Here is an 18,312-nt window from a genome sequence, read left to right as displayed (position 1 = left end):
ATATTGGAGTTTGGCTTGGTTTGCCGAAATGCGATCGCACAACGCCGTTTTATCTGTAGCTTCAGGATACTCAGCGAGTGCTGTGAGAGAATCGTAGAAGTAAAAAACGAATTCAGTAAATATACCTGCTCCTCCTGCCAATATACCTGCTCCTGCTGCCAAGATTTGACGGGCTTGTGCCGCATCCTCACTTGCCTGCATTGTTTCACAAAATAAATAGGAAACAGTTAGCCGACCTACCCAATATAAATGTAAACCAGTTAAGTCATTGGCGATCGTGAACGTGCGATGTAGCTGCTCTCCTTGAGTTGCCAAGTCAGTCTTGCTTTGATTACCTTGTAAGCGTTGAATCAACTGCAAAGCAATATGACTATAATTTAAAGTAACGGTCAAATTGTGCTGCGACAAGACTGCGAGATAGGGTTCACCTTCTGAAACTACCGTTGTTAAGTTCCTACCCAGATGATAAGACCATTGATAAAGACCATAGACATTAAAACCAACAAATTCTAAATCGCCGATTTCTAGTCCCATCTGCACGCCTTCTATATTCACGGGTAAAGAGCCGCGGAAGTGAGCTTTACAATGGATAATGAAAGCTGAGAAAGCAACGCTGATTTTTGGTTGTATAAATCGCGCATTGAGTTTTGCCACCAGTTGTAGCGCTAGCTGACCGCAATCATAAGCCCCATCCAAGTCTCCTAAAATATTGCTTAATAAGACACCATAGTTACTGTAGCTAAAAGCTGACAGGCCTGTATTTCCCTGATTAATCGATAGTTTGACTTGGGTCAAAATAACAAAAGGAAATAGCAAGGGAACGAAAACATAAGTCGTAGGAATAATGCTCGACAGCAACTGCATCATCGCCAAGGGTTCTGCCTCTGTCATCACTGGCAAATTGAGTAACTCTTGGATTGTTCTGCCGTTGAGTAATTCCCTGACTTCTTCCATAGCCGGAGCAATATCTGCGGGTGTCGGCTGTTCGGGAAGGTGAAGATTAAATCTTGCTAAAGCAGTGCGAGCGATCGCGATCGCTTCTTGATACCGCCCCTGAGCGTTGTAAGTTTGAATCTGGATTGTATGGGCTTTGACATATGCGGTCGGTTGGAGGTTTTGTGCTAAAATCACCCTCACCCACTTCGACCTCTGGTCAGAATTACCGCACAAATAAGCCGCTTCTGCTGCGCCTTCATGCAATGCTAGGGTTAGCTGCGGTTCGGTTTGCCAACTTTCATCAGATAGCAATGTTAAACCCGTTTGGAAATAGGTGAGGGCTGGCTCATTAGCAGTTGAGGCTTTGGCTTTGCTACCAGCAATTAAATTTAGTTGAGCGAGATTCTTTTTTTCCTCTGGGTCGAGGATGAGATTAATTACCCGATTCCAGTGGTTGACAATCTCGAAAACTTTGGTTTCTAGGTCAGTTTCTGGGGTGCTTTGGTGCAGCAGTCGAGCGATGGCTAGATGAGTAGATTGCTGTTGCTCAATGGGAATTAAAGAATAGGCAGCCTGTTGCACGCGATCGTGCAGGAACTTATAATTGAGCGTTTCAGTTTGTGTGTTTTGGGTGGTATCCAATTCGCCCACATAGAACTTATAAAGTTCACTTTGAGGAATAATTAATCCTTCCTGCAAGGCTTTCCAGAGGGCAACGGCGGCATCCGATTCAGATTGTTGGGAGACGATCGCCAAAGTTGCTAAATCAAACTGATTACCAATACAAGCTGCTAATTTTAATACTTCCTGAGTTTTTTCTGGCAACTTCTGCAATTGCAACGCCATAAACTCCACTACATTATCTGTCAACGCAGCTTCCATTACTCGGATTAGATCGCATTCCCAATACCCAGCAGGTATATCAAATTGTATCAGCCCATCTTGATGCAATGCCTTCAAGAACTGCGTCGCAAAAAATGGATTACCCCCGGTTTTTTGTATCACTAAATTAGTCAATGGCATCGCCCAATAGTCAGCACAATTTAGCGTCTCGGCGACTAATTCATTAACACTTTCTAAACTCAGTAATTGGAGGTGAATAGTATTCACTATTGCCCCAGCTTTGACTAATACATCCAATGTTAAGATTAACGGATGCACTGGCGATACTTCGTTATCACGATATGCTCCAATCAACAGTAAATGTCGAGTTTCGGACTCTGACATCAATACTTGCATCAAATTTAACGAAGCCAAATCTGCCCATTGTAAATCATCTAAAAACATCACTAACGGATGTTCTGGCTTGGTAAATACTTGAGTAAATTTTTGAAACAATAAATTAAATCTATTCTGGGCAGCATTTCCTGATAATTCCGCCACTGGTGATTGTTGACCAATAATTATTTCTAATTCGGGGATGACTTCAATAATTATCTGTCCGTTTTCACCGACAGCCGACAATATTTTATTTTTCCATTTTTTAATTTCAGGATCGCTGAGAGTTAATAATTGCCCCATTAAATCCCGAAATGCTTGCACAAATGCTGAAAAGGGAATATTTCGTTTAAATTGGTCAAATTTGCCTTTGATAAAATAACCGCGTTGTCTAACAATGGGTTTATGAACTTCGTTGACAACTGCTGTTTTTCCAATACCAGAAAAACCAGCTACCAGCATCATTTCTACCCCCCCATGTCCCCCCTTAGCAAGGGGGGATTCAGGGGGGTTAGCGACTCTTTCAAATGCTTGGAGTAAGGTTTCTACTTCGGCTTCTCGTCCATAGAGTTTATCAGGGATGATGAAGCGATCGCTCACATCTCGTTGCCCAATCTTAAAATATTCTATCTTGCCTGTAGTTATCAATTGCTGCAAACAAATCCCTAAATCATGCTTCAAACCCAACATATTTTGATAGCGGTCTTCAGCATTCTTTGCCATCAATTTATCACTTATTTCTGATAAAACTAACGGCAGATTGACGTTAATATGATGCACTAATGGTGCTATTTTGGCAATGTGACAATGCACCAACTCCATCGGGTCATTTGATGGAAAGGGCAGAACACCTGTGAGTAATTCATAAAAAGTCACACCCAGAGCATAATAATCGCTCCGATAGTCAATGCCCCGATTCATTCTGCCTGTTTGTTCTGGGGAAATATAAGCAAGGGTTCCTTCCAGTACATTGGGATTTATCAGTGTCTGCGTTTCTCGCGGTAACAAGGAGGCAATACTAAAATCGATTAATTTGACTTGTTTAGTTTCAGGATTAATTAAGATATTGCTGGGTTTGATATCTTTGTGAATAATTCGCTCTCGATAGAAAATATTTAAGGCATCGCACAGTGCGATCGCGATTTCTAAAAACTCTCTCAAAGAGAGTACATTTTTCCTTTTCACCCCCCATTTTTGAAGAGAAATCCCCCCAAAGTCTTCCATCACTAACGCATAGCCATTTTGATAGGGCTCCAAGCTATAGGTTTGGACAATTAGCGGTGAGTTGAGATTTTTGGCAATAGTATATTGATTGCGAAACTGTACCAATTCGCTAAAGGTGGGATAGTCATTTTTCAGCAGTTTGATGACCACAGGTAGTTGGTCTGATGTACGGATAGCCCGATATACTAAGGTACGACTTCCTGAATAAATTGTTTCCTTGATTTGATAGTTAGGAATTTGAACGGTTGTCTGACTGTCGCTATTTTTGTCGGAGTTATTCATGGCTATTGTTATTTGAGAAGGAATGAGTGAGTAATTGCTTCAATGAGTCTGATTAAGACTAGAAAATTAACTTTTCTGTTCCGCTTGAGTTGGTAAGGTAATGATAAACTCTGTTCCTTTTCCCAGTATAGAAGTACAGTTCAATTTTCCACCGTGAGTTTCTTCCACAATTTGACGCGCGATCGCTAATCCCAAACCCGTGCCTTGACCCACACTCTTAGTAGTAAATAAATTATCAAAAACTTTCTCCCGCACCGCTTCACTCATGCCAATACCATTGTCTTCAATCCGAATTACTACCTGTTGTCTATCGCCCGATAATTCTGTCTTGACGATAATTTGATTGGGATGGGCTTTGATCTCTGCATAAGTACGTCCAATATTTGATTCATTCACAGCATCGATTGCATTCCCCAATATATTCATAAATACCTGATTTAATTGTCCGGCATAGCATTCGATTTTTTGGAAATCACCACAGTCATTAATAACTTGAATTTCTGGGCGAGTGTCGTTGGCTTTGAGGCGATGCTTGAGGATCATAATTGTACTATCAATACCGTCATGGATATTGCAGGCTACGGGGCGATCGGTATCAGCACGAGAAAATGTCCGCAAGCTGATGCTAATGTCTTTAATCCGGTTTACTCCTTCTTGCATCGAGCCAACTAACTTAGGTAAGTCTTCACGGATGTAGTCGAGGTCAATCGCTTCAATTTCCTCTTGAATTGCCGCACTGAAATTAGCAGATTCTTGCTGAACTAAATCCAGCAATCCAAACAAATCTTTGATGTAGTCTAAAGCGGGCTGAATATTGCCAGAAATAAAGCCAACTGGGTTATTAATTTCGTGGGCAACACCAGCCACCAAATTGCCCAGAGCTGACAATTTTTCGCGTTGAATCATTTGGAGCTGAGCTGCTTGTAATTCAGCAGTTTTTTGCGCTACTTGCTGTTCTAAATTTTGAGTCAAGAGACGCAACTGTAAATGGGTTTTCACCCGCGCTAACACTTCTTGTTCTTGAAAGGGCTTGGTAACGTAGTCTACTGCACCAAGTTTAAGCCCTTTAACTTTGTTGTCTACATCAGCCAGAGCGGTCATAAAGATAACTGGAATATCACAAGTTTTGGCATTAGCTTTAAGGCGTTTACAGGTTTCAAATCCATCAATTCCCGGCATCATCACATCTAGTAAAATCAGATCGGGAGGTCGCCGCTCAACTTGTTGCAGGGCGCGTTCGCCACTGGTAGCGATCGCCACCTTATACCCCGCATTACTCAACGCTTCCGAGATGACATCCAAATTGGTGGGAGTATCATCAACAATTAAAATTAAGCCTGTTAAACCTGTCGTCATAGTTGCCATCCAAATTTTAACTATTATTAGTGATATGTTGTTGAATTAATTCCTCGATTTTCTCAGTTTGGAATTGCTTAGCTAATTGTATTACTTGCTGAATAAAGGGCTGATAGCGCTTGTTCTTTTGCCCTATTTGAGCGGCGGTTTCTGCTAGTTCTCTGAGCAAGCCATCCTGGGCCAGTTCTAGTAAAATTTGCAAGTCCGCCGCCGATGGGGGAATTAGTTCTTTCGCGGATACTTCATTGTCGCTTGTTGTTAACTCAGTTACATCATATTTCCAGATGAGTTGTAAATGTTTGGCAAGCAATGTCAACAACTCGTCTGCATCAACGGGTTTGGTCAGAAAGTCATCTCCACCCATATCTAAGCTTTTATGCTGGTCTATTTCTGCCACTGATGCCGAAGATACTATCACCCGTAAATGCTTGATATTCTCCGATTTTCGTATTTTTTTGAGCATTTCAAAGCCATCCATTACTGGCATCGCTAAGTCAGTTATAACTAAGTCTGGAAGTTTTTCTAGAGCTTTTTCTAAGCCTTCTCGACCATTTTCTGCTTCAGTAAAGCTGAATCCTAGTGGCTCTAATAGATTGATTAATACCGATCGATTCTCCCAGCGATCGTCCACAACCAAAATATGTTTCGGCGAGCCTTCATGGCCAATAATTGTCCGTCCTTGACTAACGGAATTTTGTTTTGCCCAATTTTTGGCGATCGGCAGTGCCACCTCAAAGAAGAAGTTACTGCCGACTCCAAGCTGGCTCTCCACCTGAATTTCGCCCCCCATTAATTGCACGATTTTTTGGCTGATAGCTAAACCTAAGCCAGTGCCTTCTAATTGCCGTTTTCGATCTCCTACTTGCTCAAATTCCCGGAAGAGTCGGCTTAATTGATCCTTGGCAATCCCCACTCCTGTATCTTTGATTTGGAATTTCAGGCGGAGAATTTGGGTACTTACCTCTAGCACTTCTACCTTGAGGGTAACACTACCTCGATCGGTGAACTTAATGGCATTGCCCAATAGGTTGATCAGGACTTGACGGAGGCGTTTCTCATCGGCTTCTATTCCTTCTGGCAGGTTTGAGTCGGATTGATAAATGAAGTCGAGATTTTTCCCATCGGAGCGGACTCGACAAATTTCAACTACTCCTTGCAGGAAGGAGGGCAAATGTATGGCGCTGGGGGCGAGATCGAGTTTGCGGGCTTCGATTTTGGAGATATCTAATATATCGTCGATCAAGGTGAGGAGATGGGAGCCGCACTGATAAATAATTTGCACTCCGTGGCGTTCTTTATTGGGTAAAACTTTGGAGCGGTTCAGAATTTGGGCGTAGCCAAGAATTCCATTCAGGGGTGTGCGGAGTTCATGGCTCATGTTTGCCAGAAAATCACTTTTTGCCTGGTTAGCACTATCGGCTCGATCTTTGGCAATACTCAGTTCGGCGGTGCGTTCTTCGACACGGGTTTCTAGTTCGGTAAAGGAGGTGCGTAGCTGTCCAGCCATTTGGTTAAAGGAGCTAGCTAGTGCTTCCAATTCACTGATACCTTTGACTTCCACAGTTTGATCTAGAGTACCAGAGGCGATCGCATCACTTGCTTGCTGCAATTTTAGAATCGGTCGAGCAATCCAGCGCGAAGTAAATATACCCAAGATAGTTGCCACAACTAATGCCCCCAAACAAAGCAGGATAGTAGTGCGGGTGTTGGCATCAATTTGTGCCATGAAATCTGATTCTGGTACTACAATGACACTGAGCCAATCAATGCCTCGTTCATCTCGAATAGTGGAAACTTGCCCCAATTGCCGCTGCTCCGCCAGCATAAACTCAAGTTGCTGACTCTGCTCAATATCATTGAAATTACCAAAGCGATCGAGGATTGCTTTGGCTGTGGCCCTAATTACCGGACTTTCCGACTTGATAGCGGGAATTTGTTCCAACGTATTTTTTTTAGCATCAATAATGTAAGGGCTTTCAATCTTGGAACTGGCAATCAGGTTGCCCGATCGATCGATGATAAAGGTTTGTCCGGTCTGACCTACTTTTAGCGTGCTGAGGAAATGATGAATTTTCTCAATCCGAAGGATGCTATTTTGAACGCCTAAGAACACGCCATTTTTGTCATAGATGGGTTGGGTTAAAGCAATTGAAGCGACTTTTACAGCGATGCCCAAATAAGGATTTGTCCAGATTGGTCTTCCAGCTTCCTGGGCATTTTTATACCAGGGGCGAGAGCGGGGGTCAAAATTTGCTTGAGTTTCTATCAGCAGATCCCGTTCACCTTTTTCATCAAGTTGGTAGATTTTGCGCTGAGGTAGATCCGCTTTGTTCCCAACCAAAGCCATAATGCCTTTATTTTGTCTATCCTCTACTTGTATACTCGTACCGTCAGCCAGACTAACTTGCATGACTTCGACCGTATCTTGGCTAACTAACCGCCAGAAAGTCCGTTCTAGTTTGGTGACATCGGTTAAATCAATCTGCTCCTCTTGAGCAGCCGCGATGATAGTTTGTCCAGCAACATAAGGTTTTTCTAAGTAGTTGAGAACTTGGAGGTTAATGCGATTGCTCATCTCTTGACGCAACTGACTGGAAACCTCATTGACGGCTATCTGTCCATTTCGCAGGGACAGATAGCCAGTCAGTCCGACGGCAGCAAAGACTTGCAATACAAACGGAACTACTAGCACAAGTCTTAAAGGTATGGTTTTATGTGGATTCATGTTAGACCTAGATAATAGTTCACTTGGAGATTTACCGAAATAAGGTCAGCAAGCCTGATGTTTTGCAATAATGCTCGTTAATTTGGTAGTGTTTCCAATGTGTTGATCTAATATTCAATTCAATTCTATTCCCTTAGATGACAGGGATAGTGATCGAAAACACAGTCCCCTCGCTAGGGACAGAATCAACTTTAATTTGTCCGCGATGTTTTTCTACTACAATTTGACGCGCGATCGCCAATCCCAATCCTGTCCCTTTCCCTACACTCTTAGTAGTAAATAAATTATCAAAAGCTTGATGCTGCACCGTTTCACTCATGCCAATACCGTTGTCTTCAATCCGAATTACTAACTGTTTTTGGTCGGTAGATAACTCCGTTTTGACAATAATTTGATTGGGATTGGCTTTAGTCTCTGCATAACTACGTCCAATATTTAACTCATCCAAAGCATCGATTGCATTCCCCAAAATATTCATAAATACCTGATTTAATTGTCCGGCATAGCATTCGATTTTTGGGATATTGCCATAGTCCTTAATGACTTGGATTTCGGGGCGAGTGTCGTTGGCTTTCAGACGATGTTTAAGGATCATAATTGTGCTATCAATGCCATCGTGAATATTACAGGCAACGGGGCGATCGCTATCAGCACGGGAGAAGTTTCTGAGACTAATACTAATGTCTTGAATCCGCTTCACGCCTTCTCGCATCGATTCAATTAACTTGGGTAAGTCTTCCCGGATGTAGTCAAGTTCAATGGTTTGGATTTCTTCTTGAATCTCTGGATCGAGTTGAGGATATTTTTGTTGCACTAGATCGATCAATCCAAACAAATCGTTAATGTAAGATAAGGCTGGGGTAATATTGCCAGTCAGGAAACCGACAGGGTTATTGATTTCGTGAGCTACACCAGCTACTAAGTTGCCCAGTGCTGACATCTTTTCGCTTTGAACGATTTTGAGTTGTGCTTGTTTGAGATCGGTTAATGCTTGTTGTGCGGCTTGATACAGACGCGCATTTTCTAAGGAAATAGCAGCTTGATAGCTAATCATATTTAACACTTCAATGCGCTCGCTCGTAAACGCCCCCACCGTCAGGTTATTTTCCAGATATAAAACTCCTATCAACTGTCCTTGATTCAAAATTGGGCTACAAAGGACACTTTTAGGCTGGTGTTTTTGAATGTAACTATCAGCAGCAAACTGAGAATTAATCCCGGCATCCGCCAGTACCAGTGGTTTCAAAGTTCGCTTGACAGTATTTACCAAACTAATTGCTACATCTTGGCTTGATTCTAGGGGAATTGATGGTAATAGTTGCGGTAAATGTCCCCCTTCTACAAGAGCTACTAATTTTAAATCAATATCTTGTTTGAGCAGTAAGACACACTTAGTTGCCCCAGCATTGGTAATGACTATTTCTAGGAGAGTAGTTAGGAGTTTATCGAGTTCAATTTCCCCTGAAATAGCTTGAGAGGCTTTAAGCAGAGTTGCAAAATCTAGCACTTCAGAGATGCTGCTAGAGGTTTTGGTAGAAGCGAGGGTTCCCCGCGCGATCGTTTCCTTGAAGGAGGTAGAGGAACGAGGTTGTTGAAGGATAGGTGCGAGGAGTTGAGGATAACGTTGTTCTAAATCAGTAACTTTGGCTTGGGAGCCCCATCGGGCATAGCAGCAGTAAGCTTCAGTCATGTAGGCGATCGCGACTTTTTCTTTGCCCCAGTCGAGATAAAATTTGGCTGCAAGTTCGTTGGCTAGTGCTTCGTCTTGGAGGTATGCGTTTTCTTTCGCGAGGGCGATCGCCAGGTCATAGAATTCTATAGCTGCTGTTTTTTGACTGAGAACGCGATTTTTTTCCGCTTCAACTAAATAAAATTTGTGCAGTTGATTCGCTGGTGCAGCATCAGCCCAGCGTTCGATCTTTTCCTGATTCGCAGTCACTCGTTGCAGAATGCTTTGTTGTTCTGCCTGAGAAACTTGGGAATAGTTAGCCAGATGTGTCAGAGAATCATAAGTATGGAAGACCGGAATCAGGGACATCCCTGTAGCTCCACCTAAATAACTTTCAAGGGCGCTAGCAGCAGCGATCGCCTGTTCAATCTGACCAAATAGATAACATAGCACCAACTTGCTGACATAGAAATAGCAGGGAGCCGTTTGATTCTCCGATCGCGCAAACATCGGTAGATCTTCTGCTTCACTAAAACTATCCCCATTAAACTGCCACGCTTCTGTCGAATTCCCTAACAAATTCAAGATGGCTTGTTGAAAAATAGCTCCCTGCTTAGCCATTGTTTCTTGTTTAAGTTGAGCAAATTGAGCGCAAAAAGCAGCACCCTCTCGACTCAAATCGCTCAATTCCTTGCCAGCAAACCAAGCGTGCTTCAAATACAGGACGGCACAAATTCCACCCCATTCTAAATCCCCAGTTTCTAATCCGCTCTGATAGCCCTCTCGTAAAAACGGTAAAGTGTTACCAAGAGGCTCTTTCCAATGGGAAATACAGCAGTTAAATTGTCCGTAGGTTTTGGCTTTTAGTTTTCTGGTATCGAGTTGTTCGAGCAACAAGAGTGCCAGTTGACCGAATTGATAGCCATACTCAATATCTCCCACTACCCCGCATAATATGACCCCAAAACCGCAATAGCCATTAGTAGAAAACGAACTATTGCCATATTGCAGCGATACATTCACTTGTTCGAGCAGAACCAACGGCAACAGTGTCGGAGCTGCTACATAAGCAGATGCCGTCACACCTGCGAGAATTTCCATAATGGCTAACTGAGTGCGATCGGTCATCTGCGGCAGCGCGATCAAATCCAGTGGCTGTCTGCCACCCACAAGGGATAAAGTTTCTTGCAGTGCCTTTCCAATATCCTCTCCATTAGGTTCCTCTGGAAAACTAACTCCCAACTGCTTGAGAATTTGCAAAGCAATTTGTATAGCCTTTGAAGGTTGAGCTTGTGCTTGAGCAGCTTGAATTTCAACTTGATAAACATTAACCCGATCTAATAGAGTTCTGGTGTGTTCCAGAACGATCGCGGTCAATTGGTTCATCTGCGGAAAATTGCCGTTTAGATAAGCAGCTTCAGCGGCGGTTTCGTAAAGTGCTAAGGTCAGTTCATACTGCGTTGTCCATCGCTTTTTAGCTAGCAAGTCGATGCCTGTAGTCGCATACTCAAATGCGGCTGTGTATGCTGTTGCAGCTCTGGCTTTCTGTGCGGCCTGGAGATTGAGTTGAGCGAGTTGCGTTTGCTCCGATGGCTCAATCATGAGGCTGTTCCCCATATTCAGTTGGTTGACAATTTCAAAGAGTTTTGCCTCCTGTTCCGCGACAGAGGTATGACTGAGCAACAGTTGCCCAATTTTGAAGTGAGTCACCTGTTTTTGCTCGTCGGGAATCAGAGAATAGGCGGCTTGTTGGACGCGATCGTGCAAAAATCTATAAGTGGGATTCGCTGAAGCCTTAAAGACTTCCTCACTATCAGCTTGGGTAAAGAATTTATAAATTTTGGTAGTCGGAATCACCAAACCTTCCTGTAACGCTTTCCATAAAGCCTTAGCCATCATTCCCGCAGATTTCTCACTGACAATTACTAACGTATTCAAATCAAACTCGGCACCAATACAAGCCGCTAGTTTGAGGATATCCTGAGTCTCTGTCGGCAATTTCTGCAATTGCAACGCCATAAACTCCAACACATCATCAGTAATTGCTAAGGCTTTGACTTGAGCAATATCGCACTGCCACCCCCCTTGTACCCCCCTCTGTTCACCCTTGGTAAGGGGAGATGAAAGGGGGGTGGGGGACTGAGGGGGGTTAAAGCTAATCAGCTTATCGTCATGTAATGCCTTGAGAAACTGGGTAGCAAAGAAGGGATTTCCTTGGGTTTTTTGAGCAACTAATTTTGTCAAAGGTTCCGCAACAGATAACTCGCAATTCAGGGTATCTGCTACCAACCGATTCAGATCGGGTTCGCTTAACGGTAGCAAAGTAATTGTATTTACCGTTGCCCCCGTTTTGACAATTTCATCCACTGTGAATATTAATGGATGCACTGGGGAAACTTCATTATCCCTATAAGCACCTAACACCAATAAATGCCCCGTATCTTCCATCAATAATTGTAGCAATTTCAGCGATGCTGAATCCGCCCACTGCAAGTCATCCAAAAACATCACTAAAGGATGTTCTTTACTTGTAAAAACTTGCACAAATTTCTGCATCAGCAGATTAAAGCGATTTTGGGCGGCACTTCCTGATAGTTCAGGTGTTCTTTGCTGTTTACCGATGATGTTTTCCAATTCGGGAATCACATCAATCAAGACTTGTCCGTTGTCTCCCACTGCTGCTAAAATCTGAGTTTTCCATGCTTGCAGTTGTGCATCCGATTCTGAAAGCAATTGCCTCATTAATTCACGGAAAGCTTGCAGGAAAGCACAGAAGGGAATGTTGCGTTGAAATTGGTCATATTTGCCTTTGATGAAATAGCCCCGCTGTCTGACAATTGGCTTGTGAACTTCATTCACAACTGCGGTTTTGCCAATTCCAGAAAAACCTGCTACTAGCATCATTTCTGTGCTGCCTGTGCTGACTCGCTCAAAGGCCGCTAATAGACGATCGACTTCTTTTTCTCTACCGTAGAGTTTTTCTGGTATCAGGAACCTGTCTGTAATATCTCCCTGTCCTAAGTCAAACGCTTCAATGTTACCTGTTTTTTCTAATTGAGTTAAACATATCTCTAAATCATGTTTTAATCCCAATGCATTCTGATAGCGGTTTTCGGCATTCTTCGCCATCAGCTTACTGACAATATGCGATAAAACCAGGGGGATTTCTGGATGAAGTTGATGGAGGGGTATCGCTTGTTTAGCGAGATGACAATGCACTAATTCCATCGCATCTTCTGAGATAAATGGTAATTCTCCTGTCAACAATTCATAAAAGGTCACTCCCAAAGAATAAAAATCGCTACGATAGTCTATGCCTCGATTCATTCTCCCGGTTTGTTCGGGAGAGAGATAAGCTAATGTTCCTTCTAAGACATGGGGATTTTGAATTTCTTGGGTTTCTCGTGGTAGGAGGGATGCTATACTAAAGTCAATTAGTTTAATTTGTTTTGTTTCTGGATGAATTAAAATATTCGCGGGTTTGATGTCTTTGTGAATGACTCGATTTTGGTAGAGATAGTGGAGAATGTCAGCCAGTTGCAGAGCTAGATTGAAAAATTCTGTTAAAGATAAAGATTTAGAGGGTTGCTTTTCATCTGTTGGGGCTGTTTTGAGATAAGTAGATAGGGAGATTCCTCCAAAGTCTTCCATGACTAGGGCATAGCTATTGTGGTATGCTTCTAGGGTCAGGGGTTGAATGATGCTGGGGAGGTCGAGATTTTTGGCAATGGTGTACTGGTTGCGAAACCCGACGAGTTCGTTGAAGTTGGGGTACTCGTTTCGCAGTAGTTTGATGACGACTGGGTATTTGTCGCTGGTACGGATTGCTCGATAGACTAGGGTTCGTGTACCTGCATACAGTTTCTCAGTGATTTGATAACCGGGTAGATTGGCGATCGCATCCATAACTCGTTCCTTCTCTATTAGACAACAGTTAAATTAAAACATTCCATTCCATTCTATTCTATTTTATTATTTGACAGGGATAGTGGTCTCAAACACGATTTCGTAAGTTGTGATGGTATCAGAAAATCAGAATAGACATCTTGCAAAAATCCTTTTAATCAAATTATGGAACGGGCTCTCCGGCCCATTCCACAAGAAAAAAAATTTTGTGGGATGGGCATCTTGCCCGTCCTAGTTATTTTTGCGAGAGGTCTAATATGTAATTTTTAACCGCAAATATACGCAGATATAGAGTCTATTATATCTGCGTCTATTTGCGTGCATCTGCGGTTTTATTCTGCTTTATTCCCCGTAGTGGCCGCCAGCAACCTTACCCCGAAACACAACATAATTGTAGATGTTGTAAAAAATCATAATCGGGATGAGAAAGCCAATGAACACAATCATAAATACCAGGGCGCTGGGCGCAGCAGCCGCTTGGTAAATGGTAATTTTTGTGGGGATAATGTACGGAAAAACTATCAATCCCAAGCCGATGAAACTAAGCAAGAAAATCAGAATTGTCCAGACAAACGGCGTCCGTTCTTCTTTGCGATCGAGACTTTTAATCAGCAGCCCCACAAATAGCACTCCCAGCAAAGGAATCGCCACAAAGACATAAACTAGCGGTTTCTCAAACAATCTTGCTCTTGTACTTTCGTAAAAAATAGGAGTGGCGATCGTAATCAAACTCGCTCCGATTAACGTCGTCACCGCCGCAATTTTAGCCGTGCGATAGTGATTTGTTTGCAGTTCCCCCTCAGTCTTCATAATCAGATAGGTGGAACCGATCAAAACATAGCCTTGAACTAGCGTTAAAGCAACTAAGATCGATCGCCAATCCAGCCAATCCCAAGTAGTGCCGACAAAATGACCGGCTTCGTCAACCGCAATGCCTTCGAGCACCGCACCGAGGGCAAATCCTTGAGCTAAAGCTGCTAAAAAACTGCCGGCACCGAAGGCATAGTTCCAAAATAATTTTCGGTTAGAATGTTCGCGAAACTCAAAGGCTACAGCTCGAAATATCAAACCGAAAAGCATCATGCAAATCGGTATGTACAAGGCCGTTAAAATCGTGCCGTAAGCTAGGGGAAATGCGCCAAATAAAGCACCTCCCATCAACACTAGCCAAGTTTCATTAGCATCCCAAACGTTGCCCAAACTTGTCATTAAAATGCCCCTGCGCTCATCATCATCCGCAGTTAGAGATAAGATTCCTACTCCTAAGTCAAAGCCGTCTAGCATGACGTATAGCAAGAGAAAGATACCCAAAATTACGAACCAGACTTGCGGGAGAAAATGCTCCAAAGCTTGCATAAAATCTCCTATTGTTGTGCTTCTGCGGGACGTCGATCGGGAATGTGTTCTGCGGGTTCGGTTTCGATTGCAGGTTGATTGTCTAAACCAGGAATCGGCAGATTTAAATTAGGGCCTTTGCGGATAATGCGGCTGCCAAAATACAAGGCGCAAACAAACAAAAAGCTGTAAATAACTGCAAAGAAACTGAGAGAAGTTAAAACATTGGTAGCGGGGATGTTTGATACCGCGTCAGCCGTGCGAATTTGCCCGTATAAAGCCCAGGGCTGTCTGCCGACACAGCGCACAATCCAACCCGATTCTACAGCAATATATCCCAGGGGAGCTGCTAAAATCCAAGCGCGCATCAGCCAATGTTGACTGCTAATATTTTCAGCAGAAAGTTGGCCCCGCATCCACTGAATTGTACTGAACAGCATCAATCCGACAAAGAAGAATCCAATGCCGGACATGATGCGGAAACAATAGTAGATTAAACCCACCATCCGGGGTCTATCTTCTGGTTTCCATTCTTTTAGTCCGAGGACTGGTTCGGAGAGTTTTTCTTTGAATTCTAGAACGTATCCCAAGCCATTAGGAATTTTAATTTCCCAGTCGTTTTTTTGGGATTTTTCATTAGGAAGAGCCATTAAAGTCCAATCGGCTGACTCTCCGGCTGGGGAGGTTTCCCATTTAGCTTCGATTGCTGCTAATTTGGTCGGCTGATAGTGATAGACTTGTTCGGCGCTCAAATGTCCGATGAATATCTGCAAAGGTGCAACTGCGATCGCCGTTGCTATGGCAATCTTTAAAGACTTGGAAAAAAAAGCTTCGTGGCGTTTGTTGAGAATGTACCAGGCGCTAATTCCTCCAATTACAAACAGCGAGGTTTCTAACGTCGCAAAAAACATATGCAGAACGCTGTTTAATGCGAAGGGGTTCATAATTGCTTGAAAGTAATCGCTGACAACAAATTTGCCGTTGACCATTTCTCCGCCGGCGGGAGTTTGCAGCCAAGAGTTAGCGACTAAAATCCAGACTGTTGATAGGTTTGCGCCGAAGGCTACCATGATTGTAGCGAAATAATGGACGATCGGGTGAACGCGCTCCCAACCGAAGAGCATAATTCCTAAAAAGCCGGCTTCCAGCATAAATGCCATTGAAGCTTCAAATCCTAAAATGCTGCCAAAAAAGTCACCAACTGCTTCGGAAAATGGCGCCCAGTTTGTGCCAAATTGAAACTCCATTGGAATGCCGGAAGCTACCCCTATCCCGAAGTTGAGGACATAAAGTTGCGACCAAAAACGAGCGTGGCGGTAATAGTCGGGATTGCGAGTTTTCAGCCACATTCCTTCAACAATTACCAGATAAATTCCCATTCCCGTAGTCAAAACTGGCCACAGCATATGGAATATGGCGGTTAGCGCAAATTGCATCCGCGATAGCGCCACTGTGTTAGATAAGATATCCATGTTTGTATCCTTTGGTCAGTTCAAGAGATGTTTGTTTGCACGAGATCGAGAAGTGACACTGGTTATAATGTAGTGTAAAAATTCGTGATATTTTGTAGGGAAAGCAATTTTTAATGTTTTATACAGATTTGATCGGAATGATTTAACCGCAGAGAACGCAGAGAACGCAGAGAAAGAGAAGAGAGAGATGAATAATTTTGATGAAGAGCGTATATGATATTACCTAATACTAATTCTAAAAAATCCTGCAACAGTAGCTGTAGGGTGCGTCGCCCTAGAAAAATTATCAAAAAAAGCGACTATCTCACAGCGACGCACCGGTGCATACAGTCTTTCAGTAAACAAAGCAAAAACTCATAACTGTTGCAAGATTTTGGAGAATTGGTATAACTTTGGGTAGGGGCGGGTTTAGGAGATTGTGGGTTTTAGGCAATTATTGTTGGTGAACCCGCCTACAAAATTTAGGTTTTTTGCAGTCGATATGATATTATCGAACGGTGACTGTATAACTCATTTCAAAGGGTTTAAAATTAGCTGCGCTTTTGGCCGATCCGCTCAGTTCTAATTCGTAAATACCTGCTTTTGGAAACACAATATCAGCTCCGGGAATGCCTTTGTACCGCTCCGCAGATACGGCTTTTAACAGCGGTTGCATCAATGGTTTATCCCCCTCTTTATGACCTTTAGGATAAACTGCTAACTTGCAATTACACTGCTCTAACGGGATAATTTGACCGCCCCTGCGAGTCAGCGCAAACCAGACTTTGGCGGTTTCTCCGGCGCGGGGATTGTGGTTTGGTTCTAGGTGAAAGGTAGCTGCTACATCTTGCGATACTTCGACTTCGTGGGCAAAAACTGAAGTTGAGTTTAACTGCGGTGCGATCGGCATTACTGTTTCTACTAACAATCCCACAAAGACTAACAATCCTAAACTTTTACTTTTGTTTGACAGGCGAAACATACAACTTCTCCAGTGATAAAATTGACCAAAACAAACGCGATCGCACAAACATAACTAGCACTGCAACCACCGCTAACACCGCTGTCAGCAGTTGATTTTGCAACTTCCATTCAAAACCGCCGAGATAGTGGGAACCGAGGAGGGCTGCGTGAATGGCGCACAGCAAGAAAGCGGGAACAGTTAGCAGGTGAATTCGGCGCCACAGTTTGCCTAAATGATGTTGAATGCGATCGCAACTTGTAACCGCCGCCGGCAACATCAACAGCAGCGCCGTCATCCCAGCGATCGTACCTAACTGATGCTGCGGTAACATAAAAGATACAGCATCAAAATTCCATTGCAGGGTATGATCTAGCATATGAAATGTGTGAGCAAGGGCGATCGCAAACCCTCCGACACCCAAAGCGCGGCGGTAGCGCAGCAGTTGCGGCCAAAACTTGCTAACCGGACGCGCAATCAGTGCTAACATCAAGCACAGCAGCGCTGCGTGGCCGGTCACATCAACCATTTCATCGGTTCGCAGCAGAGTAATAATGCCGATCGCCAATGTCACCCAACCGCCCGCACGAAACAGTTGACTGCGTTTGTCAGCGCTTAATCTACCGGCAAAAAAACCCACTCCCAGCATAGTTGGCAGCGTGCCCATTCCAAAAGCAAACATCGTTGCCGCGCCCAAAATTGGGTTGCCGGTTTCTGCTGCTTTAATTTGCGCTGCATACAGGAAACCGCAGGGAATTAAACCCCAAAGCAAACCCAAAGCCAATGGTATCCACCAACTTTTTTGAGTTGCAATCTTTGTCATTGCATTGCTGATGCGATCGTGCGAAACTGGGTGCAGTACCGGCAATCGCGGCAGCAAACCCGGTTTAATTTGCACTACTCCGAACCACACCAGCATTGTGCCGGTAAGAATTGCGATCGCCCGTCGCCATCCGCTACCAGTACCTGCCATTTGCCCGCATGCAATCAATACCGAACCCAATCCGCCAATTGCAGCACCAACTAAGGCATAAGCAACAATTCTTCCCACATTTAATAGCAGATGAAAGCGCAGGGAAGCACCTTTTTGTTTGCCCGCCGCAGACAGGGAAAACGCCACTGTCAGCGGCCCGCACATTCCGGCGCAGTGCCCGAAACTGCCGAGAAATCCTAAAGTTGCAATTAGCAGCAGGTCTAGCATCTTGAGTCAGTAGTCAGCAGTCATTAGTTATTAGTTTTTTTACTGCTG

8 protein-coding genes are annotated in these 18,312 nt (G+C 43.6%); all 8 read right to left on the bottom strand.

What is annotated here, in order from left to right:
• Positions 1-3,660, bottom strand: a 3,660-nt coding sequence (locus QUB70_RS17070) for an ATP-binding protein (protein ID WP_332982127.1), incomplete at its 3' end; no start/stop codon positions are given.
• A gap of 66 nt (positions 3,661-3,726) precedes the next feature.
• The gene (locus QUB70_RS17065) at positions 3,727-5,016 is read right to left on the bottom strand and encodes a hybrid sensor histidine kinase/response regulator (protein WP_332982131.1); all 1,290 of its coding nucleotides are present in this window, start codon (positions 5,014-5,016) and stop codon (positions 3,727-3,729) included.
• A 16-nt stretch (positions 5,017-5,032) separates the two neighbouring features.
• Positions 5,033-7,741: an ATP-binding protein gene (locus QUB70_RS17060; protein WP_332982126.1), complete on the bottom strand. Its 2,709-nt coding sequence runs from the start codon at positions 7,739-7,741 to the stop codon at positions 5,033-5,035.
• 133 nt (positions 7,742-7,874) lie between these two features.
• Positions 7,875-13,316: a trifunctional serine/threonine-protein kinase/ATP-binding protein/sensor histidine kinase gene (locus QUB70_RS17055; RefSeq protein WP_332982124.1), complete on the bottom strand. Its 5,442-nt coding sequence runs from the start codon at positions 13,314-13,316 to the stop codon at positions 7,875-7,877.
• Between the two features lie 342 nt (positions 13,317-13,658).
• On the bottom strand, positions 13,659-14,672 hold the full coding sequence (cydB, locus tag QUB70_RS17050; protein ID WP_332982122.1) for a cytochrome d ubiquinol oxidase subunit II: 1,014 nt from the start codon (positions 14,670-14,672) through the stop codon (positions 13,659-13,661).
• A gap of 8 nt (positions 14,673-14,680) precedes the next feature.
• The gene (locus QUB70_RS17045) at positions 14,681-16,123 is read right to left on the bottom strand and encodes a cytochrome ubiquinol oxidase subunit I (RefSeq protein ID WP_332982121.1); all 1,443 of its coding nucleotides are present in this window, start codon (positions 16,121-16,123) and stop codon (positions 14,681-14,683) included.
• Between the two features lie 487 nt (positions 16,124-16,610).
• The gene (locus QUB70_RS17040) at positions 16,611-17,084 is read right to left on the bottom strand and encodes a hypothetical protein (RefSeq protein WP_332982120.1); all 474 of its coding nucleotides are present in this window, start codon (positions 17,082-17,084) and stop codon (positions 16,611-16,613) included.
• Complete coding sequence (locus tag QUB70_RS17035) at positions 17,059-18,264, bottom strand: urease accessory protein UreH domain-containing protein (RefSeq protein ID WP_332982119.1); 1,206 nt, start codon at positions 18,262-18,264, stop codon at positions 17,059-17,061. Before QUB70_RS17035 ends, QUB70_RS17040 begins: the two co-directional genes overlap by 26 nt.
• Between the last annotated feature and the right edge of the window lie 48 nt (positions 18,265-18,312).

Origin of the sequence: Microcoleus sp. A003_D6, assembly GCF_036702825.1 — a bacterium.
Classification (GTDB): Bacteria; Cyanobacteriota; Cyanobacteriia; order Cyanobacteriales; family Microcoleaceae; genus Microcoleus.
This window is presented reverse-complemented; position numbering and strand designations above follow the sequence as displayed.

Coding starts and splice junctions, on each gene's coding strand:
- QUB70_RS17065 (WP_332982131.1), bottom strand. CDS start 5,016: ATGACGACAGGTTTAACAGGCTTAATTTTAATTGTTGATGATACTCCC.
- QUB70_RS17060 (WP_332982126.1), bottom strand. CDS start 7,741: ATGAATCCACATAAAACCATACCTTTAAGACTTGTGCTAGTAGTTCCG.
- QUB70_RS17055 (WP_332982124.1), bottom strand. CDS start 13,316: ATGGATGCGATCGCCAATCTACCCGGTTATCAAATCACTGAGAAACTG.
- cydB (WP_332982122.1), bottom strand. CDS start 14,672: ATGCAAGCTTTGGAGCATTTTCTCCCGCAAGTCTGGTTCGTAATTTTG.
- QUB70_RS17045 (WP_332982121.1), bottom strand. CDS start 16,123: ATGGATATCTTATCTAACACAGTGGCGCTATCGCGGATGCAATTTGCG.
- QUB70_RS17040 (WP_332982120.1), bottom strand. CDS start 17,084: ATGTTTCGCCTGTCAAACAAAAGTAAAAGTTTAGGATTGTTAGTCTTT.
- QUB70_RS17035 (WP_332982119.1), bottom strand. CDS start 18,264: ATGCTAGACCTGCTGCTAATTGCAACTTTAGGATTTCTCGGCAGTTTC.